At 70.4% G+C, this 23847-nt stretch carries 25 protein-coding genes; 22 read left to right on the top strand and 3 right to left on the bottom strand.

Translation table 11 applies throughout. The annotated features are described in order from the left end of the window. The first annotated feature begins 37 nt into the window (after positions 1–37). From AC08OQ_RS05930 to AC08OQ_RS05915, 4 genes are all read left to right on the top strand, one after another. Positions 38–607: a DNA-processing protein DprA gene (locus AC08OQ_RS05930; protein ID WP_476611935.1), complete on the top strand. Its 570-nt coding sequence runs from the start codon at positions 38–40 to the stop codon at positions 605–607. After that, positions 513–1217 (top strand): DNA-processing protein DprA, encoded by a 705-nt coding sequence (locus AC08OQ_RS05925; protein ID WP_476599122.1) that lies wholly within the window; start codon positions 513–515, stop codon positions 1215–1217. Before AC08OQ_RS05930 ends, AC08OQ_RS05925 begins: the two co-directional genes overlap by 95 nt. An 87-nt stretch (positions 1218–1304) precedes the next feature. Continuing rightward, the gene (locus tag AC08OQ_RS05920; protein WP_476599124.1) at positions 1305–1748 is read left to right on the top strand and encodes a site-specific integrase; all 444 of its coding nucleotides are present in this window, start codon (positions 1305–1307) and stop codon (positions 1746–1748) included. Beyond that, positions 1676–2410: a tyrosine-type recombinase/integrase gene (locus AC08OQ_RS05915; protein WP_476611934.1), complete on the top strand. Its 735-nt coding sequence runs from the start codon at positions 1676–1678 to the stop codon at positions 2408–2410. The genes AC08OQ_RS05920 and AC08OQ_RS05915 overlap by 73 nt, the downstream gene beginning before the upstream one ends. Here AC08OQ_RS05915 and AC08OQ_RS05910 read toward each other — a convergent pair. Then, positions 2395–2817, bottom strand: a complete 423-nt coding sequence (locus AC08OQ_RS05910) for a M23 family metallopeptidase (RefSeq protein WP_476611933.1) — start codon at positions 2815–2817, stop codon at positions 2395–2397. The two genes, AC08OQ_RS05915 and AC08OQ_RS05910, sit on opposite strands and share 16 nt — an antisense overlap. A 1180-nt stretch (positions 2818–3997) precedes the next feature. Between AC08OQ_RS05910 and rpsB the strand changes: the two genes are divergently transcribed. From rpsB to AC08OQ_RS05840, 14 genes are all read left to right on the top strand, one after another. Further along, a complete protein-coding gene (gene rpsB / locus AC08OQ_RS05905; protein ID WP_462202906.1) occupies positions 3998–4867 on the top strand; it encodes a 30S ribosomal protein S2 in 870 nt (289 codons plus the stop codon). A gap of 240 nt (positions 4868–5107) precedes the next feature. Continuing rightward, positions 5108–5722 carry a translation elongation factor Ts gene (gene tsf / locus AC08OQ_RS05900; RefSeq protein ID WP_476599130.1) on the top strand — a complete coding sequence of 205 codons (615 nt, stop codon included), beginning with the start codon at positions 5108–5110 and terminating at the stop codon, positions 5720–5722. Positions 5723–6071: 349 nt separating this feature from the next. Next, positions 6072–6629, top strand: a complete 558-nt coding sequence (frr, locus tag AC08OQ_RS05895) for a ribosome recycling factor (RefSeq protein WP_462185789.1) — start codon at positions 6072–6074, stop codon at positions 6627–6629. A gap of 279 nt (positions 6630–6908) precedes the next feature. Beyond that, positions 6909–7730, top strand: coding sequence for a phosphatidate cytidylyltransferase (locus AC08OQ_RS05890; RefSeq protein ID WP_462202907.1), 822 nt, complete (start codon positions 6909–6911; stop codon positions 7728–7730). 101 nt (positions 7731–7831) lie between these two features. Further along, on the top strand, positions 7832–9097 hold the full coding sequence (gene rlmN, locus AC08OQ_RS05885; RefSeq protein WP_476599132.1) for a dual-specificity RNA methyltransferase RlmN: 1266 nt from the start codon (positions 7832–7834) through the stop codon (positions 9095–9097). Continuing rightward, the gene (locus AC08OQ_RS05880; RefSeq protein WP_476599134.1) at positions 9084–10421 is read left to right on the top strand and encodes a CE1 family esterase; all 1338 of its coding nucleotides are present in this window, start codon (positions 9084–9086) and stop codon (positions 10419–10421) included. The genes rlmN and AC08OQ_RS05880 overlap by 14 nt, the downstream gene beginning before the upstream one ends. 178 nt (positions 10422–10599) lie before the next feature. After that, on the top strand, positions 10600–11835 hold the full coding sequence (dxr, locus tag AC08OQ_RS05875) for a 1-deoxy-D-xylulose-5-phosphate reductoisomerase (protein WP_476599136.1): 1236 nt from the start codon (positions 10600–10602) through the stop codon (positions 11833–11835). 31 nt (positions 11836–11866) lie between these two features. After that, positions 11867–13051 (top strand): M50 family metallopeptidase, encoded by a 1185-nt coding sequence (locus AC08OQ_RS05870; protein ID WP_476599138.1) that lies wholly within the window; start codon positions 11867–11869, stop codon positions 13049–13051. Between the two features lie 109 nt (positions 13052–13160). After that, complete coding sequence (ispG, locus tag AC08OQ_RS05865) at positions 13161–14315, top strand: flavodoxin-dependent (E)-4-hydroxy-3-methylbut-2-enyl-diphosphate synthase (RefSeq protein WP_476599139.1); 1155 nt, start codon at positions 13161–13163, stop codon at positions 14313–14315. 13 nt (positions 14316–14328) lie between these two features. After that, positions 14329–15180, top strand: coding sequence for a GNAT family N-acetyltransferase (locus AC08OQ_RS05860; RefSeq protein WP_476599141.1), 852 nt, complete (start codon positions 14329–14331; stop codon positions 15178–15180). A 254-nt stretch (positions 15181–15434) separates the two neighbouring features. Beyond that, on the top strand, positions 15435–16508 hold the full coding sequence (locus AC08OQ_RS05855) for an ABC transporter substrate-binding protein (protein ID WP_476599143.1): 1074 nt from the start codon (positions 15435–15437) through the stop codon (positions 16506–16508). Between the two features lie 164 nt (positions 16509–16672). After that, a complete protein-coding gene (locus AC08OQ_RS05850) occupies positions 16673–17452 on the top strand; it encodes an ABC transporter ATP-binding protein (protein ID WP_476592384.1) in 780 nt (259 codons plus the stop codon). Continuing rightward, positions 17442–18509, top strand: a complete 1068-nt coding sequence (locus AC08OQ_RS05845) for an ABC transporter permease (RefSeq protein WP_462202911.1) — start codon at positions 17442–17444, stop codon at positions 18507–18509. The genes AC08OQ_RS05850 and AC08OQ_RS05845 overlap by 11 nt, the downstream gene beginning before the upstream one ends. Positions 18510–18680: 171 nt before the next feature. Continuing rightward, on the top strand, positions 18681–19136 hold the full coding sequence (locus AC08OQ_RS05840; RefSeq protein WP_476599145.1) for an RrF2 family transcriptional regulator: 456 nt from the start codon (positions 18681–18683) through the stop codon (positions 19134–19136). Positions 19137–19185: 49 nt separating this feature from the next. On the opposite strand, the gene AC08OQ_RS05835 is transcribed toward AC08OQ_RS05840, so the two are convergent. Together AC08OQ_RS05835 and AC08OQ_RS05830 are read right to left on the bottom strand one after the other, a co-directional pair. Continuing rightward, on the bottom strand, positions 19186–19710 hold the full coding sequence (locus AC08OQ_RS05835) for a DUF4439 domain-containing protein (protein ID WP_476599147.1): 525 nt from the start codon (positions 19708–19710) through the stop codon (positions 19186–19188). Then, entirely contained in the window at positions 19707–20339 is a 633-nt protein-coding gene (locus tag AC08OQ_RS05830) for a hypothetical protein (RefSeq protein WP_476604775.1), read from the bottom strand. Before AC08OQ_RS05830 ends, AC08OQ_RS05835 begins: the two co-directional genes overlap by 4 nt. A gap of 323 nt (positions 20340–20662) precedes the next feature. Between AC08OQ_RS05830 and rimP the strand changes: the two genes are divergently transcribed. The 4 genes from rimP to AC08OQ_RS05810 all read left to right on the top strand — a co-directional run. Further along, positions 20663–21439, top strand: a complete 777-nt coding sequence (gene rimP, locus AC08OQ_RS05825; protein ID WP_476604776.1) for a ribosome maturation factor RimP — start codon at positions 20663–20665, stop codon at positions 21437–21439. Then, positions 21436–22533: a transcription termination factor NusA gene (gene nusA / locus AC08OQ_RS05820; protein ID WP_462185774.1), complete on the top strand. Its 1098-nt coding sequence runs from the start codon at positions 21436–21438 to the stop codon at positions 22531–22533. Before rimP ends, nusA begins: the two co-directional genes overlap by 4 nt. A 7-nt stretch (positions 22534–22540) precedes the next feature. Next, a complete protein-coding gene (locus tag AC08OQ_RS05815) occupies positions 22541–22810 on the top strand; it encodes a YlxR family protein (protein ID WP_476599153.1) in 270 nt (89 codons plus the stop codon). Positions 22811–23104: 294 nt separating this feature from the next. Continuing rightward, a partial coding sequence (locus AC08OQ_RS05810) for a translation initiation factor IF-2 N-terminal domain-containing protein (RefSeq protein WP_476611932.1) occupies positions 23105–23847 on the top strand: 743 nt, incomplete at its 3' end.

The raw sequence follows: 23847 nt of genomic DNA, 5'->3' as shown, positions 1-23847 counted from the left end.
GGCCCTAGCCCGCGTCTTCGGCCCGGAACATCGTCGCGTGGCCGTCGAGGTCAGGCGCCGGGGTGCGTCCGAGGTGTGGAATGCGCTCCGGGCGGCGCACCCGAGTGTCGATCCGGTTCGGGACCTGGACGCGGCATGGCGCGCCGGCGCCCGGCTGGTCTGTCCCCAGGACGCCGAGTGGCCCCTCGAACTGGATGCCCTGGACCGTTTTCGGGACGAGGGAGACGGTTCGATGATCGGCACTCCACTGGCTTTGTGGGTCCGTGGTCCGGTCAACCTGAGCGAGCTCCCACCCCGGGCGGTCACTGTCGTGGGCTGCCGGACCGCGACCAGCTACGGGCTGCACCTCGCCGGAGAGATCGCGTTTGCGATGGCGGAACAGGGATGGGCCGTGGTGTCGGGAGCCGCGTTCGGCATTGACGCAGCAGCACACCGGGGGGCGTTGGCCGCAGCCGGATCGACGGTGGCGGTGCTCGCCGGGGGGTGTCGACGTTCCCTACCCGACTGCCCATGTGGAACTGCTGGAGGAGATCGCCCGTACCGGGGCGGTAGTCAGCGAGGTGTCGCCGGGCACGCCTCCGTACCGACGCCGATTCCTCACCCGTAATCGCATCATCGCGGCTCTGTCCCGGGGGACGGTCCTGGTCGAGGCGGGCCACCGTAGCGGCGCGCTGAACACGGTCGCCCACACCTGTAGGCTCGGTCGTCCCGTCATGGTCGTTCCGGGACCGGTGACCAGCGCCATGAGCGCAGGCTGTCACCGGCTGCTCCGGGACTTCCGTGAACAGACGGTCCTGGTCACCGGAGCCGAGGACATCAGGGAGGAAATCGCGAGTATCGGATCGTTCGCACAGCGGCCGGCGAGCGGGGATGGCCCGCGGGACGGGTTGTCCGAGGCGGTGCGCGAGCTTCTCGACGCGATGCCGGCCCGCGCTGCCGTCGGGGTGGCTGTGCTGGCGCGCCGCACCGGCCTGCGCCCCGAGGCGGTGCTGGCGATGCTGGGCCCACTCGCGGTGGAGGGGCTGGTCGAGAACGTGGCGGGCGGTTACCGCCTCACGAATCTGGGCCGAGCGCCGTCGAACCCGTCCCATCCCGCCACGTCCGGCAGGCGGTCCGGTACCCGACCGGGTGCCGCCCACGGCGGGGCCGATCGTTCCCCGACGCGCAGTACCGCGGATCCGGGACTCGACGGCGAAAACCCCGATGGGGAGACCTGAGGCAGCTTGGGTGCAATGTCCTCGGGTGCAATGTCGCGGACGCCGCGGCGTCTTGACGAGAACCGCCGATGCCGCCACGGTCGTCGCATGGCCCTGCGAGGCGAGAGCACCGAGGAGCCCGCCGACGGTCGGCTTCCGCCGCGGCAGCACCCCCGATCGACGCGTGGATCAGACGCCCGGCCAGGCGAGATAGACGCCCGGCCAGGCGAGATAGTCGAGACACCCGAGTCCGGCTGGGAGACGGCGGTCGCGGGTTTTCTCCGCCATCTCACCGCGGAGCTGGACCGATCTCCTGAGACCGTGCGTGCCTACACCGCCGACCTCGCTAACCTGCGCGCTCACGCGGAGCGGATGGGCTGTTCGGTCCTCGCCGACCTCGATCTGGCGCTTCTGCGGAGCTGGCTCGCCTCGATGCGCGCCGCGGGGCGGCGCCGGCAAGCCTGGCCCGGCGCGCCTCGATGGCCCGGGTCTTCTCCTCCTATGCGGCGCGCCGTGGCTTCCTCGACACCGACGTCGCCGCACGGCTCGTAGGTAACCGTACGGTCAGAAGGGTGCCTGAGGTGCTCACCGCCGCGGCCGCGCGTCAGCTCCTTGAGAACCCTTCGCCTGATGTGTCGCCCCCGGGCACGTCGCAGCCGTCCGGGCTGCCGGACTCGACGGCAGACTCCGAGCGGGCCGTACGGCGGGCGGTGGAGCTGCGGGACGCACTCGTTCTCGAGCTCCTGTACGGCAGCGGAATCCGGGTGTCCGAGCTGTGCGGTCTTGACCTGGGGCACATTGATGACGACCGGCGGTTGCTGCGGGTCCTCGGTAAGGGTGGCAAAGAGCGCAGCGTGCCGTTCAGTGTGCCGGCGGTGGCCTCCCTGCGGTCCTGGCGATCAACGGGACGGCCGCGGCTGATGACCGCCCGTAGCGGGCGTGCGCTGCTCCTCGGCCTGCGCGGAGGTCGCCTCGACCCGCGCACGGTACGGCGGATTCTGACGACGAGGGTGGCGGCCGGTGTTGCTCCGGCCGGTCTGACTCCGCATGGTCTGCGACATTCGGCGGCGACGCACATGCTGGAAGGCGGGGCCGATTTGCGCTCCGTCCAGGAGTTTCTCGGCCATGCAAGTCTCGCGACCACGCAGATCTATACCCACGTGACGCCGGAACGGTTGCGCGCGGCCTTTGAGCAGGCTCATCCCCGGGCTTGAGAGAAGGCCGGGGACCCAGGGGAGCGATCTGCTAGGGGGAGGAGGGGCAGGAGGCGGGGCGGAGTTCTGCGGAAGAACAGCAGAGGATTGAGGTAGTCCGTCCGGCGCAGAAGCCCCCAGTGCAGGCATGCGGCCACCGGACAGCCTGGATGGCCATCGCTCATCCAGCCGAGCAGGTCCCCGGCTCGGACCGCGGTTCCGGGGCTGATCGCCGGCGTCAGTGGTTCGTAGGTCGTGCGGAGGTCGCCATGCGTGACGGTGACGATGCCGCGGTTCGCCACGGACCCGGCGAAACTCACCACCCCGTCGGCTGCGGCGAGAACCGGGGCGGCCGGAGAGGCTTTGAGGTCGATTCCGCGATGACCCGGTCCGTAGGGCGAAAGCGGGCGTTCGAAACCGCGGCTCACCGTGACGGCCCCCGACAACGGCCATCGCAGAGCCCGGACCCTGCCGCCGTGGGCCGGCGGTGCCGCGGAGTTCTCCGGTCTGACGTCGCCGGGTGGCGGGTCCGGGTGCTCGTCCCCTTCTCCGCCGCCCGGCGGGCCGGCGGCCGGCGGGGTCACGGCCGGCCGCGTTCGTTCCCCGGCTCGGCGGTCCGCCGGCCGGGGAGATCGTGAGGCGGAGGGAGGCCGGACGGTGGGAGTCGCCGGTCGTCGAGGTGACGAGGTTGCCTTCGGCGAGGGGCGCGAGGCGAGGGGGCCGGATGCGCCGCCGGCGTCGACCGCGCTGTGGACGGAGCAGGTGTCGTCGAGGGTTCCGCCGACGTGCCGGGGGTGAGCCTGAGAGGAGGTGGGACCGGGGTCCTCACCACGGCCCGAACCTGGCTGACCCCCAGGGCCTGCTCGATGACGTCGTGGCGGGGCGCGGTACCGAACCCGTCACCGGGGCCGAGCCCACCGGCGGAGTCGGTCGCACCGGACGGGGCGGACCGCCCGGGCTCGGACAAGGGCTCGGACAAGGCGGTGGTGCTCCGTTGCGGATCACGTGCGGCCAGGACGAGGCGTGGCCCGTCGGCGTGCGGCTTGATCGGCATCGTAGTGGGCCGTCCCAGGGCGATCAGGATGGCGACCGCCGGGATGACGAGCCAGAGCGGGTCGAAGCGTGGCAAAGGGGGCATGACGGTGACACCTCCGGGTCCGGGGGAGGCGCGGCGGCCGGACCCGGTCCAGGTCCGCTCGTCCGGCCGCCGCTGTGCCGATCCGAGGGGGGGAGCGGACCGGCCTCGTCCACGGTGCGGCGTTTTGATGCCGTTGGGTAGACCGGCCGTGTGATCTGTGGATAACTCCCGCCGCATGCTGTCGGTGCCCGCGCTCTGTGGACATCGCCGGCCGGTCCGTTGATCCGATCCGATGTGGTCGCCCGATGGATCCTCGTACCCGGCAGGTATCATCGCTCGCAGGGTCCGTCCACCGGGCCCAGTTCGCACGCCCACTTCCGATGATCCGGATCGGATCATCGGAAGGGTCTCCTCGGTCCGCCGCACAGCGACGGCCACGACCAATCGGGCGTCAGGGGCTGCCGTCGTCAGATGGCGCCGTCACAACCGAGGCGTCCCGGCCCAGGCCGGGCGGGAAGGAGCGACGTCCGATGGCCGTCGTCACCATGAAGCAGCTGCTGGAGAGCGGTGTGCACTTCGGGCACCAGACCAAGCGCTGGAATCCGAAGATGAAGCGGTACATCTTCACCGAACGTAACGGCATTTACATCATCGACCTGCAGCAGACGCTGTCCTACATCGACCGCGCCTACGACTTCGTCAAGGAGACCGTGGCGCACGGTGGGACGGTCCTGTTCATCGGGACGAAGAAGCAGGCCCAGGAGGCAATCGAGGAACATGCGGCCCGGGTCGGGATGCCGTACGTCAAGGAGCGGTGGCTCGGTGGCATGCTGACCAACTTCTCCACGGTCTACAAGCGTCTTCAGCGGCTCAAGGAGCTCGAGGAGATCGAGGTGACCGGCGGCACCGAGGTGCGCACGAAGAAGGAACAGCTCGTGCTGACCCGGGAGAAGGTCAAGCTCGAGCGCACCCTCGGCGGTATCCGCGACATGAGCCGGGTGCCGAGCGCGGTGTGGGTCGTCGACACGAAGAAGGAGCACATCGCCGTCGGTGAGGCCCGCAAGCTCGGCATTCCCGTCGTGGCGATTCTCGACACGAACTGCGACCCGGACGAGGTCGATTATCCGATCCCCGGCAACGACGACGCGATCCGCAGCGCTGCGCTGCTCACCCGGGTGGTCGCCGATGCGGTCGCGGACGGTCTGATGGCCCGTGCGGGCGCCTCGAGCTCTGCCGATGCCAAGCCCGAGCAGTCTGCGGGTGAGGAGCCGCTCGCCGAGTGGGAGCAGGCACTGCTGCGTGGTGAGGCACCTGTCGAGGCCCCGGGTGCGGTGGAGCCGGCGACGGCGGGGCCCGCGGACGGGACACGACCGGACGCCGCGGTCGGCACCACGGTCTGACCCGCTACCGCGTCTCATTCGCCCGCGGTGATGGCGATCGACCAGCGGTGACATCGTGTGAGGAGGACGGTGGTTCCCCGAGCCGGGTCGGGGACCACCGCTCCCGAATGTCAGGCCTGGTTCCGGTGGTCGGACCCGGGCCGCTCGGGTGGGCGCTCCCGCGACGCCCGAAGGGCACCGCGGGGCCGGGACCGGTAGAACTACGACAGCATCCAGACCCACACCGACGAGAAGAGCACCATGGCAGAGATTTCAGTCGCTGACATCCGGAAGCTCCGGGAGCTCACCGGCGCTGGGATGGGCGACGTCAAGAAGGCGCTGGTCGACAACGCCGGGGACTTCGAGAAGGCCAAGTCCTGGCTGCGGGAGAAGGGCAAGGCACAGGTCGCCAAGCGTGCGGCACGCAGCGCCGCCAACGGCCTGGTCGAGTCCTACCTGCACCGGACCGACCCGCAGCTCCCGCCTACCCTCGGCGTGCTCGTCGAGCTTCGCTGCGAGACGGACTTCGTGGCCAAGACCGAGGACTTCAAGCAACTCGCCCGCGATCTCGCGCAGCACATCGCCGCGGCGGACCCGCTGTATGTCACCGCCGAGCAGATCCCGAACGAGGTCCTCGAGGCGGAGCGAAAGATCTACGAGGCCGCGGCCCGCGAGGAGGGCAAGCCCGAGCAGGCGATCGCGAAGATTGTTGAAGGACGTGTCAACGGGTATGTGAAGAGTAGCGTGCTGCTTGACCAGCCATGGGTGAAGGACGGCAAGGTGACCATCCGAGCTCTGCTTGACCAGGCCGGCGCGTCGCTGGGTGAGAAGATCGAGGTCGGTCGGTTCTCCCGGTTCAACATCCGCCAGGCCTGAGCGTCGTCGGATCGCCGGCTCCCTGATCGGGCGGCCGGCGGCTCCGAGGCTTCTCGGTGGGTGCGGTGGTCCGGCACGCCACCGGGATCGGGATGGCCACGCCTCGAGATGACAAGGTGATGCTTCCCGGCCCGGTCGGCGTGCCGTGTCGGCCCAGGTCAGCGGGGACGCCGTGGTAAGGCACACTGCATGCGGCGGCTGTGCGATCTCGGTCAGGCGAATCCGGGACCGGGCGGGACGGCTTCGCCCCTGGGACGACGAACTCGGCTGCGCTCGGCCGAACTGCGATGATAACAGGACCGGCGCCCGGTGGACGCCGGCGGACCAGGAACAGACGGAAGGAAATGCGGTGATCGACGACACGCTTCTCGAGGCCGAGGAGAAGATGGAGAAGGCGGTCTCGGTCGCCAAGGAGGACTTCGCGAACATCCGCACGGGGCGTATCACTCCCGCGGTCTTCTCCAAGATCCTGGTGGATTACTACGGCGCTCCGACACCGGTGCAGCAGCTCGCGTCGTTCCACATCCCGGAGCCGCGTATGGTGATCATCACGCCTTACGACAAGTCGTCTCTGGGGGCGATCGAGAAGGCTGTGCGCGATTCCGATCTCGGGGTCAACCCGAGCAACGACGGCACCATCATCCGGTGTGTTTTTCCGGAGCTGTCCGAGCAACGGCGTCGCGATCTTGTCAAGGTAGCTCGGACCAAGGCAGAGGAAGCCCGGGTGAGCATCCGCAACGTCCGACGTCACGCCAAGGACACGATCGATCGGATCGTGCGGGACGGCGATGCCGGCGAGGACGAGGGCCGGCGGGGTGAGAAGGATCTCGACGAGGCAACCCACCGATACGTCGGGCAGGTGGATGAACTTCTTCGGCTCAAGGAATCGGATCTTCTCTCGGTTTGATCATTCCTGCGTCCGTTCTCGATGCCGGCCGCCTGCTCCGATGTTCGATTCCCATGGTCTCGGAATCGTCTGGACGGTCCCCGGATCCGCGCATGACGCGTGCGCGATGCGGCGGTCGCTGCCCACGGCCGGGCGGCCATGACGACTGTCGACGGCCGCGCGGTGGCTGAGTCCGGGCCGTCCGGGTCATCCGCGCCGCCGGGATCCTCGCATGGGCCCGGTAATCCGCTTGAGTCCGGTAATCCCCGCGGGCCCGGTAATCACGGTCGGCCCGCCGGGATGGTGCCCCGGCCCTCACGTGCCGGCCGCAACCTGCCGGCCGCCATCGGTGTCGGCATCCTTCTCGGTGCCGTCATCCTCGTTCCGCTGTTCACCCTGCGGGTAATCTTTGTCGGGGTGATCAGTGTCGCGATGGCCCTGGGCACCCACGAGGTGGTCCGCGCGATCCGACTGACGCAGGTACGGGTTCCCCTGCTTCCCCTGGTTGCCGGGGCGGCGGCCATGCCGGTCGTCGCGTACGTCGATGGGACCACCGGCCTGCTGCTGACTCTCGCCGGCACCATCGGCGTGGCGGCGCTGGTCCGTGCTTTCGGGCCGTCCACGGGTCTGCTCCGCGACGTCGCCGGCGCCGCCTTCGTGGCCGGCTACATCGGCTTTCCGGCTGGCTTCGCCGCGCTGCTCACCGAACCCTCCGATGGTCGCTGGCGAGTCGTCGCCTTTCTGGGAACGGTGGTGGCCAGCGACGTCGGTGGTTACACGGCCGGTGTCCTCTCCGGCGGTCGGCACAAGATGGCCCCTACCGTCTCCCCGGGGAAGTCGTGGGAGGGATTCGTCGGTTCGGCGGTGACCTGTGTGATCGTCGCCGGGATCGTGCTGGCCTGGCCGCTGGGGGCCGAGGCCTGGCAGGGCGTTCTGCTCGGGCTGGCGGTCGCGTGTACCGCGACGATCGGCGACCTGGGTGAGTCCCTGCTCAAGCGCGACATCGGCATCAAGGACATGAGCAGTCTGCTGCCCGGCCATGGTGGCCTGATGGACCGCTTGGACTCGTTGTTGTGCACCGCCCCGGTCGCCTGGCTTCTGATCACTTCCTTCCTGAACTGATCGGAACCGGGTTCAGCCGACCGGTCTCGCCTCTCGTGGGTCCCTTCGGACAGATCCGTGCATTCGTCTCGGTCGCGGTCACCTGGCAGACTGGATCCGCGATGACTGCCACGACCGCCGAATCCGGACGTCCGGACCAGCCCTCACCTGCCGAGGCGGGCTGGCCCGTGCGGCTGACGCTCACCCGGCGAGCGGGCCGAGTGCCGCGCCACCTCGCCGACCTGACCCGTCAGGAACGACGTGACGTCGCGGTGTCGCTGGGGCAGCCGGCCTTCCGCGCCGATCAGGTGGCCCGGCACTATTATGCCCGGTTGATCGCCGCCGATGAGCCCGAGGCGATGACCGACCTGCCGGAGCGGGACCGTCAGCCGCTCCTCGACGCCCTGCTGCCGAGGCTGCTCGTCCCGGTGCGGACGCTGAGCTGCGATGACGGTCTGACCCGCAAGACGGCGTGGCGGACCGTGGACGGCGCATCTCTCGAGTCTGTGATCATGAGATATCCGGATCGCGCGACGGTCTGTGTGTCGAGCCAGGCGGGCTGCGGCATGGGCTGCCCGTTCTGCGCCACCGGTCAGGGCGGGCTGACCCGCAACCTGTCGACCGCGGAGATCGTCGAACAGGTCGTGCACGCCGCCCGGGTTCTTCAGCGCCGTGAGCTCGCGGGCGGCGCGACCAGGTTGTCGAACGTGGTCTTCATGGGGATGGGCGAGCCGCTGGCGAACTACGCCGCGGTGATTGTCGCGCTACGCCGCCTCACCGCTCACCCCCCCGACGGGCTGGGCCTGTCGGCGCGCGGCCTGACGGTCAGCACTGTCGGCCTCGTTCCGGCGATCCGTCGCCTCGCCGGAGAGGGCCTGCCGGTGACTCTGGCGGTGTCCCTGCACGCCCCGGACGACGTTCTGCGGAACGAACTCGTCCCCATCAACACCCGTTGGCCGGTGGCCGAGGTGCTCGCGGCCGCCTGGGAGTACGCCGAGGTGACCGGCAGACGGGTAAGCGTCGAGTACGCGCTGATCGATGGGGTCAACGATGACGTGGAACGCGCCGACGCCCTCGCGGACCTGCTCGTAGGCCGGCTCGCGCATGTGAACCTCATTCCGTTGAATCCAACCGGTGGATCCTCATGGCGCGCCAGCGTCCCGGCCGGCCAGCGCGCGTTCGCCCGCCGGCTCCGTGACCGCGGCATCGTGACGACGGTGCGCGACACCCGGGGCCGGGAGATCGTGGCAGCCTGCGGACAGCTTGCGGCCGAGCCGGCCGGGAAGCCGGAGCGGACGGACCAGCCGGAGCAGGTCGGATCCGACCGTCCCGCCGAGTTCGGTGGCGCGGGGAGCGCAACGTCTGACGGTGACCGTGTCCTTCGGTAGTCCGACGAGCCGACGCCGGGGGGCCTCCCGCCCGGATATCCGGGCGACGAACACCGTATGGCTGCCGATCACGGCCGCTGCCGGGGTGTTGCTGCTGCTCCTGTGGTACGCGATGTCCCAGGAGCCGGGGCCGGCGAAGACCTCGGCGACCCAGGCCGCTCTCGGGGCGTCCGGCGGCCGTGCCGCCGGTGCCGCCGTGGCGTCGGCCATACCGTTGCCCACGGTCCCACCACCCCCCGAGAGCGGCTGCGTCACCGGGAAGACCCTGCCGTCCGGGATCGGTACCCGCACGCTGCGGGTGGGAGGAACCGAGCGCGGCTACGTCCTCGCCGTACCGACCGCGGGTCCTCGGGTCAGGCCACTACCGCTGATCTTCAATTTCCATGATCTGAACCAGGCGCCGGAAGATCTGGAAGCGTACACGCGGCTCGCCGATCAGGGGACGAAGGCGGGCTTCGTGGTCGCCGCCCCGATCGGGATGCAGGGGCGGTGGAACTTCACCAGATCGAAGGCGGTGGGACCCGACGACGTGCTCTTCGTCGGCGCGCTGCTCAACGACCTCGTCGGTCAGATGTGCCTGGAGGCGGGACGCGTCTTCGCCGTGGGCTACGCGGACGGCGCGAACATGGTGCTCACGCTGGCCTGCGCGCTGCCGGGCCGTCTTGCGGCGGCGGTGACCGTCGGGTCGAGCGTGCTGCCCGGCTCCTGCGCCAAGCCCGCCACCAACGTCCTGGAGATCCATGGGACCTCGGACCAGATCGCGCCGTATGCCGGCGGAGGCGCTTCGCGGCCGGCCCCCTTCACCGGAGTCGTCGCTCAGCCCGTGGAGGACCGGCTCGCCCGGTACGCCTCCGCTCTGGGCTGCAGCGGAGCCCGCCAGACCTCCCGGGACACGGCTGCCTGGCAGCGCACCGTGTGGAGCAGCTGCCCAGCCGGCCATGACGTCGGGCTGTTGGCCATGCAGGGCGCGGGGCACACCTGGCCGGGGGCGCAGGCACGTCCGGCGCTGGGTCCGACCTCCGTCAGCCTGAGTGCCACCATCGTGGCGTTGACCTATTTCGGTTACACGCCTACGTCCGCGACGAGTGGCCTGCCCGGCCCTGCCGTCTCCGCCGGTCCCGCCAGCCTGGGCGTCGCCACCAGTCCGACTCCCGCGGCACCGGCGGCTGGATCCTCTGGACCCGCCGCATCCTCCGGACCCGCCACCACGTCGGCGTCGTCCGCCTCCCCGGTGCCGAACCGTCCGGGCAGCCGGCAACCGGCGCCACACCTTCTTCCTCGCCTGGCCGGGGACGAGCAGACGTCGGAGCCGTCGTCGACGTGACCGACCGGGCCGACGTGCCACCCGGATCGGGGTGGCCGATCGGGGTGGGCGGCGACCGCAAAGTCCTGCCCACCAGACCTGACGAAACGTAGTTGTCACCGGACCCATTGCGCATCTTCGGGTGGCACCTGTCATGAACCGAACAGGGCGGTGCCGAGCGGTCGGTGGGCCTGAGAGAATGGGTGACGTGGTGGAGGCTTCGATCCTGCGTGAGGTTGTCCTGCTCGGGTCCACCGGTTCGATCGGAACCCAGGCGATAGATGTCGTACGCCGCAACCCGCAGCGGTTCCGGGTGGTGGCGTTGATGGGCGGCGGGTCCCGGGTGGACCTGCTCGCCGCTCAGGCACTGGACCTCGGCGTCCAGGCCGTGGGAGTGGCGGCGGCCTCGGCCGCTCAGGACCTCCAGTTGGCCTTCTTCGCCGAGGCGCCGCGGCGGGGCTACCGTCGGGGTGAGTTCCCCGTGCCAAAGATGCTCGCCGGTCCCGACGCCGCGAGCGAGATCGCGGCGTGGCCGTGCGACATCGTCCTCAACGGCATCACCGGCTCGGTCGGGTTGGCCCCGACGCTCGCGGCGCTGGCCGCCGGCCGGACGGTGGCGTTGGCGAACAAGGAATCGCTGGTCGCCGGGGGGCCGTTGGTGCTCGACGCGCTCGGTGGCGACCCCGACCGCCTGGTGCCGGTGGATTCCGAGCACTCCGCACTGGCGCAGTGCCTGCGGGGCGGGCGACGGGACGAGGTACGCAAGCTGGTGCTGACCGCCAGCGGAGGTCCCTTCCGCGGGCGCCGCCGCGACGAGCTTGCCGCCGTTACCCCGGAGCAGGCGTTGGCCCATCCCACCTGGGACATGGGACCCCTGGTGACGATCAACTCGGCGACCCTGATGAACAAGGGGCTCGAGCTGATCGAGGCGCACCTGTTCTTCGGGGTTCCCTACGACGACATCGAGGTCGTCGTGCACCCCCAGTCGTTGGTGCACTCGATGGTCGAGTTCACCGACGGCTCGACGATCGCTCAGGTCTCCCCGCCGGACATGCGGCTGCCCATCGCGCTGGCGCTCGGCTGGCCGGACCGGGTGGCGCAGGCGCAGCCGCCGATGGACTGGTCGCGGGCGCAGGCGCTCACCTTCGAACCGCTGGACGAGGTGGCGTTCCCGGCGGTGGAGCTTGCCCGCACGGCCGGGCGGCGCGGCGGCACCGCCCCCGCGGTCTTCAACGCCGCGAACGAGGAGGCGGTGGCCGCCTTCCTCGCCGGGCGGCTGCCCTTCATCCGTATTGTCGACCTGGTGGCCGAGGTCATCGCCGAGCACGAAGTGATCGATCATCCCAGCGTGGAGGAGGTGTTCGCCACCGAACGGGCCGCGCGGGCGGCGGCCGGGCGGCTGATCCGGCGCGAGACCGAACGGGACATGGTGTGAGTCGCCCCCCCGGCGCCGAGAGGGCGGTCTGATGGAGCTTCTCGGCATTGTGGCGTTCGCACTGGCCCTGCTGGTGTCGGTCGTCGCGCACGAGGCCGGGCATTTCGTGACGGCCCGGCACTACGGTATGAAGGCCTCCAAGTTCTTCGTCGGTTTCGGGCCGACTATCTGGTCCTGGCGGCGGGGGGAGACCGAGTACGGCATCAAGGCCATTCCGGCCGGCGGTTTCGTCAAGATCGAGGGGATGACTCCGCTCGAGGAGATCGATCTGGCCGATGAACCCCGCGCCTTCCACAATGCGCGGGCGCGAGCCCGGCTCGTGGTCATGTCGGCTGGTTCTTTCGTGCATTTCGTCATCGCCATCGTGTTGGTCTACGGAGTGCTTGTCGTCCTGGGCACGACCACGATCAGCGAGTCGAGGGTCGGCGCGACGAGCTGCGTCGCCACGACCGCGACCTGTTCCGGACCGGGGCCGGCCGCGGCGGCCGGTCTGCGGCCGGGCGACCGGATCGTCAGCTTCGGCGGAGTTCCGGTCACGACTTGGGCGCAGTTCACCCGGCAGGTGCGTGCGCACGGAGCGGGGCCTGCGGTGATGGTCGTCGAACGGGACGGCCGCACCCTCACCCTCACGCCGAACCTGGTGGAGGGCAGGCGCGATCGGGAGACCGGGCAGGCGGGCGACGACCGGGTCGGCGCCTTGGGCGTCAGACCGGGAACCGAGACAGTGCACTACAACCCGATCGAAGCCGTGCCCCGCACCTTCGATGTCATCGGGTCCGGGTTCACCGGTATGTATGAGACGCTGACCCGCCGGATCGGTGATATCGCTAATATCTTCAGCGACGACCGCGACCCCCAGGGTTTCATCAGCGTGGTGGGAGCGGCGCGTATCGGCGGTGATGTGGTCTCGGCCGAGGGCAGTTCGGCCGTGGACCGGGTGCGGAATCTTCTCATTCTGGTCGCCGCGATCAATCTCGCGGTCGGAATTTTTAACCTGTTGCCCCTACTCCCGTTGGACGGCGGTCATATTGCCGTGCTGGGCTTCGAGCAGGCCCGGCATGGCCTACGCAGGCTCCGGGGTTATCGCGGTCCGGTACAGAAGGTGGATTTCGCCAAACTGTTACCAGCCACGTACGCCACGGTCGTCGTACTGCTCGGGTTCAGTCTGCTTGTCCTGTCCGCCGACATTGTCAATCCCATTCGCCTGAATCAGTAATTCCGTATGAACATGCGCGACGGTGTGCCATTCTGCCCTGCCTCCTGCAGCCGACAGGCCGAGTCAGTCGCACGTCGATCTTCGTCTCCGATTCGCCAGTGAGGACAACGTGACCGTAACTCTGGGCATGCCAACCGCTCCGGCCCGTCCGCTCGGCACGCGGCGGCACAGCCGGCAGATCCACGTGGGCAACGTCCCGGTCGGGGGTGACGCTCCGGTCTCCGTTCAGTCGATGTGCACCACGTTGACGTCAGACGTCAACGCCACGCTGCAGCAGATCGCACAGCTGACAGCGTCGGGATGCCAGATCGTCCGGGTCGCGGTGCCAAGCCAGGACGACGCTGATGCCCTCGCCGCGATCGCCCGCAAATCCCCGATCCCGGTGATTGCCGATATCCACTTCCAGCCCAAGTACGTCTTCGCCGCGATCGACGCGGGCTGCGCCGCGGTCCGGGTCAACCCCGGCAACATCAAGGCTTTTGACGACAAGGTCGGGGAGATTGCTCGCGCGGCGAAGGCCGCCGGCGTTCCGATCCGGATCGGGGTCAACGCGGGTTCGCTCGACAAGCGGCTGTTGGCGAAGTACGGCAAGGCCACGCCGGAGGCGCTGACGGAGTCGGCCCTGTGGGAATGCTCGCTGTTCGAGGAGCACGACTTCCGCGACATCAAGATCTCGGTGAAGCACCACGACCCGGTCGTCATGATCCAGGCGTACCGGCTGCTCGCCCAGGCCTGCGACTACCCGCTGCACCTCGGTGTCACCGAGGCCGGGCCGTCCTTCCAGGGCACGGTCAAGTCCGCGGTCGCCTTCGGGGCCCTGCTCGCCGAGGGAATCGGTGACACGATCAGAGTGTCGCTGTCGGCACCGCCGGTCGAGGAGGTGAAGGTCGGCACCGCGATCCTGGAGTCCCTGGGACTTCGGCAGCGTAAACTCGAGATCGTATCCTGCCCCTCCTGCGGTCGGGCTCAGGTTGACGTCTACACCCTTGCCAATCAGGTCAGCGCCGGTCTCGAGGGCATGGAGGTCCCGTTGCGCGTCGCCGTCATGGGCTGCGTCGTGAACGGGCCGGGCGAGGCCAGGGAGGCCGATCTCGGCGTCGCCTCCGGGAACGGCAAGGGTCAGATCTTCGTCCGAGGTGAGGTCGTGAAGACCGTTCCGGAGGCACAGATCGTGGAAACCCTCATTGAGGAAGCCATGCGGCTGGCCGAGGAGATGGCGGCGGACGGCACCCCGTCCGGCGAACCCTCGGTTTCCGTGGGTTAACCGGTTCGACCGGATGGGCCTACCTCTGCGGTCCGCGCCGCCCCGTCTGCTTGACGACAGGGATCTTCCGGCCGTCCGCGAGCTCTTGGCCCGCAACCCGGTCGCCGATGTGTTCGTCGCATCTCGGGTCGAGGCTGTGGGGCTCGACCCGTGGCGTCTCGGCGCCGAGATGTGGGGGCACACCGTGGATGGCTGCCTGGTCGCTCTGTGTTATTCCGGCGCCAACCTCTGGCCCGTGGCGGCAGGCCCCACCTCGGCGAGACTGTTCGCCGAGCGGGCTCGCCGGCAGGGACGGCGCTGCTCGTCCATCGTCGGCGTCTCCTCCTCGGTGACGGCGATGTGGAAGCATCTGGAGCCGACCTGGGGGCGGGCCCGGGAGGTACGGGCCGACCAGCCCCTGCTCGTGATCGACCGCCCGCCGCGGGTCGCCCCAGATCCGGCGGTGCGCCCGGTGCGCCCGGACGAGCTGGACGTCATCCTGCCGGCCTGCATCGCCATGTTCACCGAGGAGATCGGGGTGTCCCCGGTGCTCGCTGACGGCGGTGCCCTCTACCGCGCCCGCGTCGCCGAGTTCGTCGGTCAGCGGCGTTCCTTCGCCCACATCGCCGACGGCCGGGTGCTGTTCAAGGCCGAGATCGGCGCCGTCGCGGGCGACGTCTGCCAGATCCAGGGCGTCTGGGTCGACCCGGCGCTGCGTGGGCGCGGCCTTGGCGCCGCGGGAACCGCGAGTGTGGTCGCGCTGGCGCGGGCCGCCTTCGCCCCACTGGTCAGCCTGTACGTCAACGACTTCAACCATGCCGCCCGCCGGGTCTACGACCGGGTGGGCTTCCAGCGGGTCGGGACCTTCGCGTCGATCCTGTTCTGATGTTGATCTTGTCCTGAGATCGATCCCGGTCTGAGACCATCCCGGACCCGCTCCGATGGTGTCCGGGGCCTCTTTGATCCCCAGCAATGTCCGTTTTGTCGGCTGTGTGCATCTGGCCGGTCAAAGATATTGCAGAACGATGTCATCGCGATGAAGTCACATGGCCAGGATGGGCACCATCTGGCATGCTTACCATCCCGATGACTTCGATCGACATGCATGGCGCGGGCGTCAGCCTGCGTGAGGGGGTATCTATGAGACCGAGCAGACTGTGGCGTGCAGCGACGCCACTCATCGCCGCGGGGGCGCTCGTACTGGCGGTGGTGGGCTGCTCGAGTGACGACGGGGACTCCCAGACGGTCGCCTCGGACGGCCAGGTCACCGGCACCCTGCGGCTCGGGTACTTCCCGAACCTCACCCACGCGCCAGCTCTCTACGGCGTCGAGAAGGGGATCTTCGCCAAGGACCTCGGTTCTGGAGTCACGCTCAAGACGTCGACCTTCAACTCCGGCGTGCAGGAGGCGGAGGCGATTCTGTCCGGCGCCATCGATGCCGGCTATATCGGTCCCAACCCGGCGGTCAACAGCTTCATCAAGTCGCACGGGGAGGCGGTGCGGATCGTCTCCGGCGCCACCTCGGGTGGTGCGTCGCTGGTGGTCAAGCCTGAGATCACCTCCGTCGCGCAGCTCAAGGGCACCACGCTCGCCACCCCGAGCCTGGGCAACACCCAGGACGTGGCGCTGCGGTACTTCCTCAAGGAGAACGGGCTGAAGACCGACCCCCAGGGCGGGGGTGATGTCTCCATCAAGCCCCAGGACAACACCGTGACGGTGGACGCCTTCGCCAACAAGGCCATCGACGGGGCCTGGGTGCCCGAGTCGATAGCCTCCCGGCTCGTCGCCGCGGGGGGCAAGGTGCTCGTCAACGAGGCCGACGAGTGGCCGGAGACCAAGGGCCAGTTCGTCACGACGGTGCTTCTGGTGAGCACGGACTACCTGAAGAAGAACCCGGAGATCGTCCGCCGGCTCATCACGGCGAACGTGGAATCGATCAACGCGCTCAACGCCGACCGTGACGCCGGCGCGAAGGTCACCAACACGGCACTGGGCAAGCTGAGCGGCAAGCCGCTGTCCGACAAGATCCTCACCTCGGCCTGGAAGGGGCTGACCTTCACTCCGGACCCGATCGCGGCGTCCCTGTTCACCTCAGCGAAGCACCAGGAGGAGCTCGGCCTCATCGAGAACCCGAAGCTCGACGGTCTGTTCGATCTGACGGTCCTCAACGAGATCCTCGCCAAGCAGGGCAAACCGACGGTCTCCGACTCCTGACCCGCGGCACCCCCGGTAGCCGGGCCGGCTGAACCTCGGTCCGAGACCACAGGGCGACGACCAGACCGGGGTGTCGATCATCGATGCCCCGGCCTGGTCCATCCGTCCGTCCATCCGTCCGTCCATGCACACCGGCCGCATACACCGCGACGGGGGAATGAACCATGACCGCTGTACTCACCGACACCGCTGTACTCACCGACACCGCGCTGCGCATCCACCGCGTCAGCCGGGTCTTCGGATCCGGGCCCGCCAGCGTCAAGGCGCTCGACAACGTCTCCCTGGATGTCCGGGCGGGCGAGTTCGTCTGTCTCCTCGGTGCGTCCGGCTGTGGGAAATCGACCCTGCTCGCCCTGATCGCCGGTCTCGACCAGCCCTCCGTGGGCGTCGTTGACACCACCGGCCGGCGGGTCGGGATGATGTTCCAGGATTCGGCGTTGCTGCCCTGGCTGACGGCGGGCGGCAACGTGGAGGTGCCGCTGCGGCTGCGGGGGATCGGCAAGGCCGAGCGGCGGGACCGGGTCGAGAGCCTGCTCGCGATGGTCCGGCTGGCCGGCCTGTCCGCGAAGCGCCCCCATGAGCTGTCCGGCGGCATGCGCCAGCGGGTGAGCCTGGCCCGGGCCTTCGCGCAGGAGGCCGACATCCTGTGCATGGATGAGCCGTTCGGTGCGCTCGACGCGATGACCCGCGATCTGCTCCACGACGAACTCGAACGGATCTGGCGGGAGACGGGGGTCACCGTCATCTTCGTCACCCACGATGTGCGCGAGGCGGTCCGGCTCGGTGACCGCATCGTGCTGCTGTCCTCCCGGCCCGGCCGGGTCGTGGAGATCTTCGACGTCGATATCGACCGCCCCCGCCGGCTCGACTCCACCCACGTCTCGGAGCTCGCCACCGAGGTGACCGCGCGGCTACGCGAGGAGGTTGGCCGCCATGGCCACTGACGTCAGCGTCCCCAGCCGTAAGAGTGCCGGGCTCGGCGAGGCCGGCGAGCCCCTCGACGTCGACGTGGCCCTCGCCGGCCTCGACGCGCTGGACATCCCGACCGCGCAACGGCGGCCGTTCGCGGCCCGCGCCTGGGCGGCCACCTGGCCGAAGCTCGGCGCTCTGCTCCTGTTCCTGCTGTTCTGGCAGATCGTCGTCTGGAGCGGCTGGAAGCCCAGCTATGTGCTGCCCGGGCCGGGCGAGGCGCTGGGCGAGTTCGTCGACCAGCTGGGCAGCGGACACTTCTGGGACGCTCTGGCCCGCACCCTGGTCCGGGCCCTGGAGGGATACGCCCTCGCCGTGCTCATCGGCACCGTGGTCGGGATCGCGGTGTCCCGCTTCGGGGTCCTGCGTACCGCGGTGGGATCGTTCATCACCGCGGTGCAGACGATGCCCTCGATCGTCTGGTTCCCGCTCGCCGTCCTGCTGTTCAAGCTCAGCGAGTCCGCGATCATGTTCGTGGTGGTGCTCGGGGCGGCGCCGTCGGTGGCCAACGGCGTCATCTACGGCGTGGACTACGTGCCGCCTCTACTGGTCCAGGTCGGCCGCAGCATGGGCGCGCGTGGCCTGTCCCTCTACCGGTACATCGTGGTACCGGCGGCCCTGCCCTCGGTGCTCGCGGGCCTGAAGCAGGGCTGGGCGTTCGCCTGGCGCAGCCTGATGGCCGGCGAGTTGCTGGTCATCGTTCCGGGGCATCCGTCCGTCGGGGCCGACCTGCAGAATGCCCGCGAACTGCTCGACACGGTCGGGGTACTGGCCTCGATGATCACGATCTTCGTGGTCGGGGTGCTCATCGATGCCGGATTCAACGCGGTGGACCAGCGGATGCGGCAGCGCCGTGGGCTGGTTGCGGAGGGTACGACGGCGGTCCGGGCGGCTCGGCGTCGCCGGGGCGGCAGCGCCGGCGGGTCCGCCGCGGCCGGTACAAAGGAGGTGGCGGCGGTCGGAGCCGCCACCACGGCCACCTCCTCCGCCGACGGCGGCACGGACGCCCCCCATCCCGAGAGGGCTGGCTGAGGAAGTCCCCGATTCCCCGGCCGGCAGGTTCGTTGGCTGGCAGGTTCGTTGGCCGGCAGGCTCGTTCGACCGAGCCGGCGGCGGGAACAGCGCCCGTTGGCGCGGGGCCGCGCCTCGCCCGCTGCCGACCCGGCCCACCCATTCGGCGAGGACCGGCGGCAGAATGGATGCATGCAGATCTCCGCTCGCGCCGACTACGCATTGCGCGCACTCCTGACGTTGGCCGCGAGCAACGGTCGGCTCGTCAAGGGCGAGGCGCTTGCCGCGGCGCAGGATCTGCCGCTGCGCTTCCTCGAGAACATCCTCACCGATCTACGCCGGGCGGGGCTGGTCCAGAGCCGCCGGGGCGCGGACGGGGGATACCAGCTGAGCCTTCCTCCCGCCCGGATCACCATCGCCACGGTGATCCGGGCGACCGACGGTCCGCTCGCCAGCGTGCGAGGCCGGCGTCCCGAGGACACGAACTACGACGGCGCGGCCAAGAACCTGCAGGATGTGTGGATCGCGGTTCGGGTGAACCTGCGGCGGGTGCTGGAGGCCGTGACCCTCGCTGACGTGGCGAGTGGTCAGCTTCCGGACATCGTGACCACCCTCGGCGGCGACCCCGACGCGTGGGTCACCCGCTGACGGGAGCGGCCCGCTTCCTGGAGCGGGCCCGGCCTCCCCGGACGCCAGGTCACGTCCCCGGTAGCGCGCGGCTCGCGGCCGCCAGCGGCATGCCGGCCGCGATGCGGGCCCGCTGCGCGCGTACGGCGGTGCCGGTCAGCGCGTCCAGGGCCAGCGCACGGACGTCCCCGACGAGCACGGTGACGGCGTCGTGGGCCGCCATGGCGCAGGCGTCCTCGATCCTGGCCAGGAGGGCCAGTGCCGCCCCGATTCCCTCCGGTGCGACGGGGAGTCGATAGGCGGGCAGTGCCGGTGGCGCCTCCCCGCCGCGGGCCCGGATCGCGGTGATGAGGTCGTCGCGCAGCGCCTGGTGCGCCAGATAGCTCAGTCGTGCGAGCTCACGCGCCTGCGCCGCGGCCGGGCCGAGCGGCGCGAGGGCACCTCCCGCCGCCGCGGCGGCGTAGACGGCGGCATGCGTGGCCGTGAGCATCGTGACCAGCGCCGCGACACCCGCGGGATCCGGGTGGTCGGTTGCGGCGGTCGATTCCGTGGGGGTCGCCGACGCCGGATCGCCCGGTGGTGTGCCGGCGGTCATCCGGACACCCGGCTCGCAGAGATGGCCAGCAGCTCCGCATGCGCGGTCCCGGCGGCGCACATGCTCGCCAGCAGGGACGCGAGCGGACCGCCCGCGCGCAGGCAGTCGGTGCGGGCCGCGTTCGTCGCCGCACCCTCCATCCCGGTCAGGGAGGCGATGGTGGCGGCGCGGGCCGTGGGTGACTCGTCGACGAGCTGCGCCGTTCCCGCCGTCCCGGCGCCGTCGCGCCCGATCGTCCGGGTCGGCATGGCTGCCTGGGCCGGGGTGGCTGCCTGGGCCGGCGTGGTCGGTGCGGAGCCCGGGAACTGTTCGGCCAAGGTCCGGAGCTGGACTTCGTGATGGGCCCGCAGCGTGTCGAACAGGGGACGCAGGGACGGGTGGCGCTCGGCCGCCGTCCGGTATGCCGCGGCCAGCGCGGTCGCCCGGACGGCGGCGGCCCTCGCCGCCCGGCGGTCGTCGCCGCCCAGGCCCACTGCGGGACCGGTCCGGTTCGTCGCGACCGTGGTGCTGCACCCGGCGGCCTCGAATCCGGTAAATCCGGTGAGGGTGAGGCCGGTCAGCCCGGCGAGGACCCGTCGTCGGGAGGCGTGGGTGAGGTTCGCCGGATCCACCGTCGCAGCTTCGCACATCCCCTGCTGTCGTCCGGACCGCCGTGTGGTCCGCGCGGCCTGATCCGGTTACCCCCGGGTCGCGACGGACTCCGGTCGGGGCGGACGTAGGCTATGGATCTCACCCGGGATGCCGTTCGCCCCTGTGACGGCCCAGCCCGGCGGGACCGTCGGCGGTCGGTCCTCGTTGTTCGACGGTGCCGCAGGTCGGGTCGACGAGGGTCGCACGGCTTGATGGCGCCGGCCGAACCTGGGTATCGCCCCCCGGGGGGATGACAATGTGGCGGCCGGCCTACGGCGTGGGGAGCGGCGTCGTGGGTCCGGCGGATGATCAGGCATCGCGGATGCGGGAAGGGACGGTCGAAGTGGCAGGGGCGGGGGAGGCCGGCCGCGCGCGCGACCGGAGCCCATCCGGATCGGCCCGCGGGCGCGGCGGCGTTCGGACGGCGCTGCGGGCTCGGCTGGCGGCCGGCCTCGCCGACGCGGGTTTCGATCTCGAGGATGTGACGGTGGCACGGGCCGGATCGCGCAGCGTGGTGCGGGTGGTGGTGGACCGCGACGGCGGAGTCGACCTGGACGCGGCCGCGGACGCCAGCCGGCTCGCCTCCGAGCTGCTCGACGCCGCCGAGACCGACGGCCAGGGCCTGGTCGCCGGGCCTTATGTTCTCGAGGTCACCTCACCGGGCGTCGAACGGCCGCTGACCGAGCCTCGGCACTGGCGCCGCGCGATCGGCAGGCTTGTCACGGTACGTGATCGAGACGGCATCGTCCTCGCCGGGCGTGTCCTCTCCGCCGACGAATCGGGGGCGGACCTGGCGGTGGCGACGGATCCCGCGCGACCCGGACGCCCCCCGCGCCGGCGGCTTGCGCGGGTGACCTTCGCACAGGTGGCCCGGGCTACTGTCGAGGTCGAGTTCTCGGCCGAGGCGTATGATGATCTTTCTGTCGAGTCGGTGGAGACGCCGTCTTCGTCCGCCGCGTTGGTGGAACCCGGCGAGACAGCCGATCTCGGGTCTGGGGAGCCGGGCGACGATCTTCCGGCGGCGCCGGGGAGGGAATCCAATGACGACGGCCGGGAGGCCGGCCCCCGGGGCGCGGCCGGTAAGGAGATGACCCGGTGAAGCTCGACGTGGCCGCGCTGCGCGGAATCGAGCGGGAGAAGGACATTGCCTTTGACACCTTGGTGCAGGCGATGGAGACGGCACTGCTGACGGCCTATCACCACACGGCCGGGTCCGCGCAGGACGCCCGGGTGGTGATCGACCGGACGACCGGAGATGTCTCCGTCCTCGCCCGGGAACGGGGTCCGGACGGCACCAGCCGGGAGTACGACGACACCCCGGCGGACTTCGGGCGGATCGCGACTATGACCGCTAAACAGGTGATCATGCAGCGGCTGCGCGAGGCCCAGCAGGAGGTCACCTACGGCCAGTACGCTGACCGGGAGCACGAGATCGTCTCCGGTGTGGTGCAACATCACGAACAGCGGGCCGGCTCCAGGGTCGTGCTCGTCAATCTCGGCACCGTCGAGGGTGTCCTGCCGCCGGCCGAGCAGGTTCCCGGCGAGCGGCTCGAGCACGGTGACCGGATCAAGTGTTATGTGGTGCACGTCGCGCGGGGGCAGCACGGACCCACGGTGACGTTGTCCCGCACCCATCCCGAGCTGGTGAAGGGGCTGTTCCGGCTGGAGGTGCCCGAGGTCGCCGACGGCACCGTGGAACTCGCCGCGATCGCCCGCGAGGCTGGGCATCGCAGCAAGATAGCGGTGCGGTCCCGGGTGGCCGGGGTCAACCCCAAGGGCGCGTGCATCGGGCCGATGGGCAGCCGGGTGCGTGCCGTCATGGCCGAGCTGCGGGGCGAGAAGATCGACATCGTCGACTGGTCGGCCGACCCGGCAACCTTTGTCGGGAGCGCGCTGTCCCCGGCCCGGGTGGCCCGGGTCGAGGTGACGGACCCGGCGAGCCGCTCGGCGCGGGTGGTGGTGCCCGATTACCAGCTGTCGTTGGCCATCGGTCGCGAGGGGCAGAACGCCCGGCTCGCCGCCCGGCTGACGGGGTGGCGCATCGACATCCACTCTGACACCGAGGACTCCGGCGAGGGCGGTGGGAGCGGATCCGAACGGGGCTCCGCTGGTGCGCCTCGACGATCGGGACCAGCTGCGGTACCGCGGCGATCGCCTGCCGCGGGTGGCCATTCTCGGGGCCGAGCGGGATAGACTTGCGATGGCGCGTCGTGCGGAGCCCGTTCGTACCTGTGTCGGATGTCGAAGCCGTGCGCCGAGTTCTGACCTACTGCGTATCGTTGTAGAAGGCGGCGAGCTTCTGCCGGATGCTCGTCGTCGGATGCGCGGTCGGGGTGCGTACGTGCATCCCGATCTTGCATGCCTCGATCTCGCGGAGCGTCGCAAGGCGTTCCCACGGGCATTGCGGGTGTCGGGCTCGCTCGGATCGAAGCAGGTCAGGCTGTATCTGGAGCGGCTTTGCCCGCGGTAGCCGGTCCCTCCGGGGCCGGTCCGCCGTAGTCGCGCCAGGCACAGGGAGATATCAGGCACAGGAGATACCAGGTAAAGATGGATGGAACGGGCGGACCGCGGCAGCGGGCCGGCCGGGTCAGACGGAGTGGGTACCCGCGCCAGCGGCACCCCCTCCCACAGGCGGCGCCAACAGACGTCGACAGGGAAGCAGGTCGAGACAGCGATGACCGCTCAATGAGCACCCAGCCATGATCACGACCAGCAGGTAACGAGGTCACGCGGGCACGGACCGCGGGCCGAACGAAGGAGCACCGTGGCAGGAAAGGCCCGCGTACACGAGCTCGCCAAGGAGCTTGGTGTCGACAGTAAGACCGTGCTCGCCAAGCTCAAGGATCTCGGTGAGTTCGTGAAGTCCGCTTCGTCCACTGTCGAGGCACCCGTCGTCCGCAAGTTGAAGGAAGCGTTCCCCGCCGACGGCGCACCCACCTCCCCGGGCCGGACCACCGGCCGTCCGGGACCGCCGGGCAGCGGTGCCCGTCCGACCTCGCCGCCCCGTCCTGGTCTGGCGCCGCGGCCCGGTCCGCGTCCGGTTCCCGGGCGGCCTGGTCCCGCCGGCCGGCCTGGTCCAGTGACCCCGGCGCCGTCGCCCGCGTCCCCGCCGGTGCAGGCTTCCCCGGTGGAGGCCTCGCCGACGTCTGCACCCGCCGCTCCCCGTCCGGCCGCGGCCTCCGCCGTACCCGCGCCGCCGCTGCCGTCCGCCCCTTCCGGGCCGCGACCCGGGCCGAGCGCTCCGCGTTCCGGTGCACCGCAGGGCGGTGGCCGCCCGCGTCCCGGCACCCCGGTTCCTCCCTCGGGTCCCACCGCTGGCGGTCCCACCCCCGGCGGCCCCCGGCCTGGCCCGCGCCCCGGACCCCGGCCGGCTGCGCCCGGTAACAACCCCTACACGACGCCGTCCGCCGGGCCCCGTCCATCCGCTGGGCCGCGCCCGTCCGCTGGGCCGCGCCCGTCGGCCGGTCAGTCGGGTCCGCCGTCGGCGTCCACTCCCCGGCCCAGCGC

The organism is Frankia sp. CcCS3 (assembly GCF_977927575.1).
Note: the sequence above shows the minus strand (reverse complement) of the source record. Positions and strands in the feature narration are given on the sequence as shown.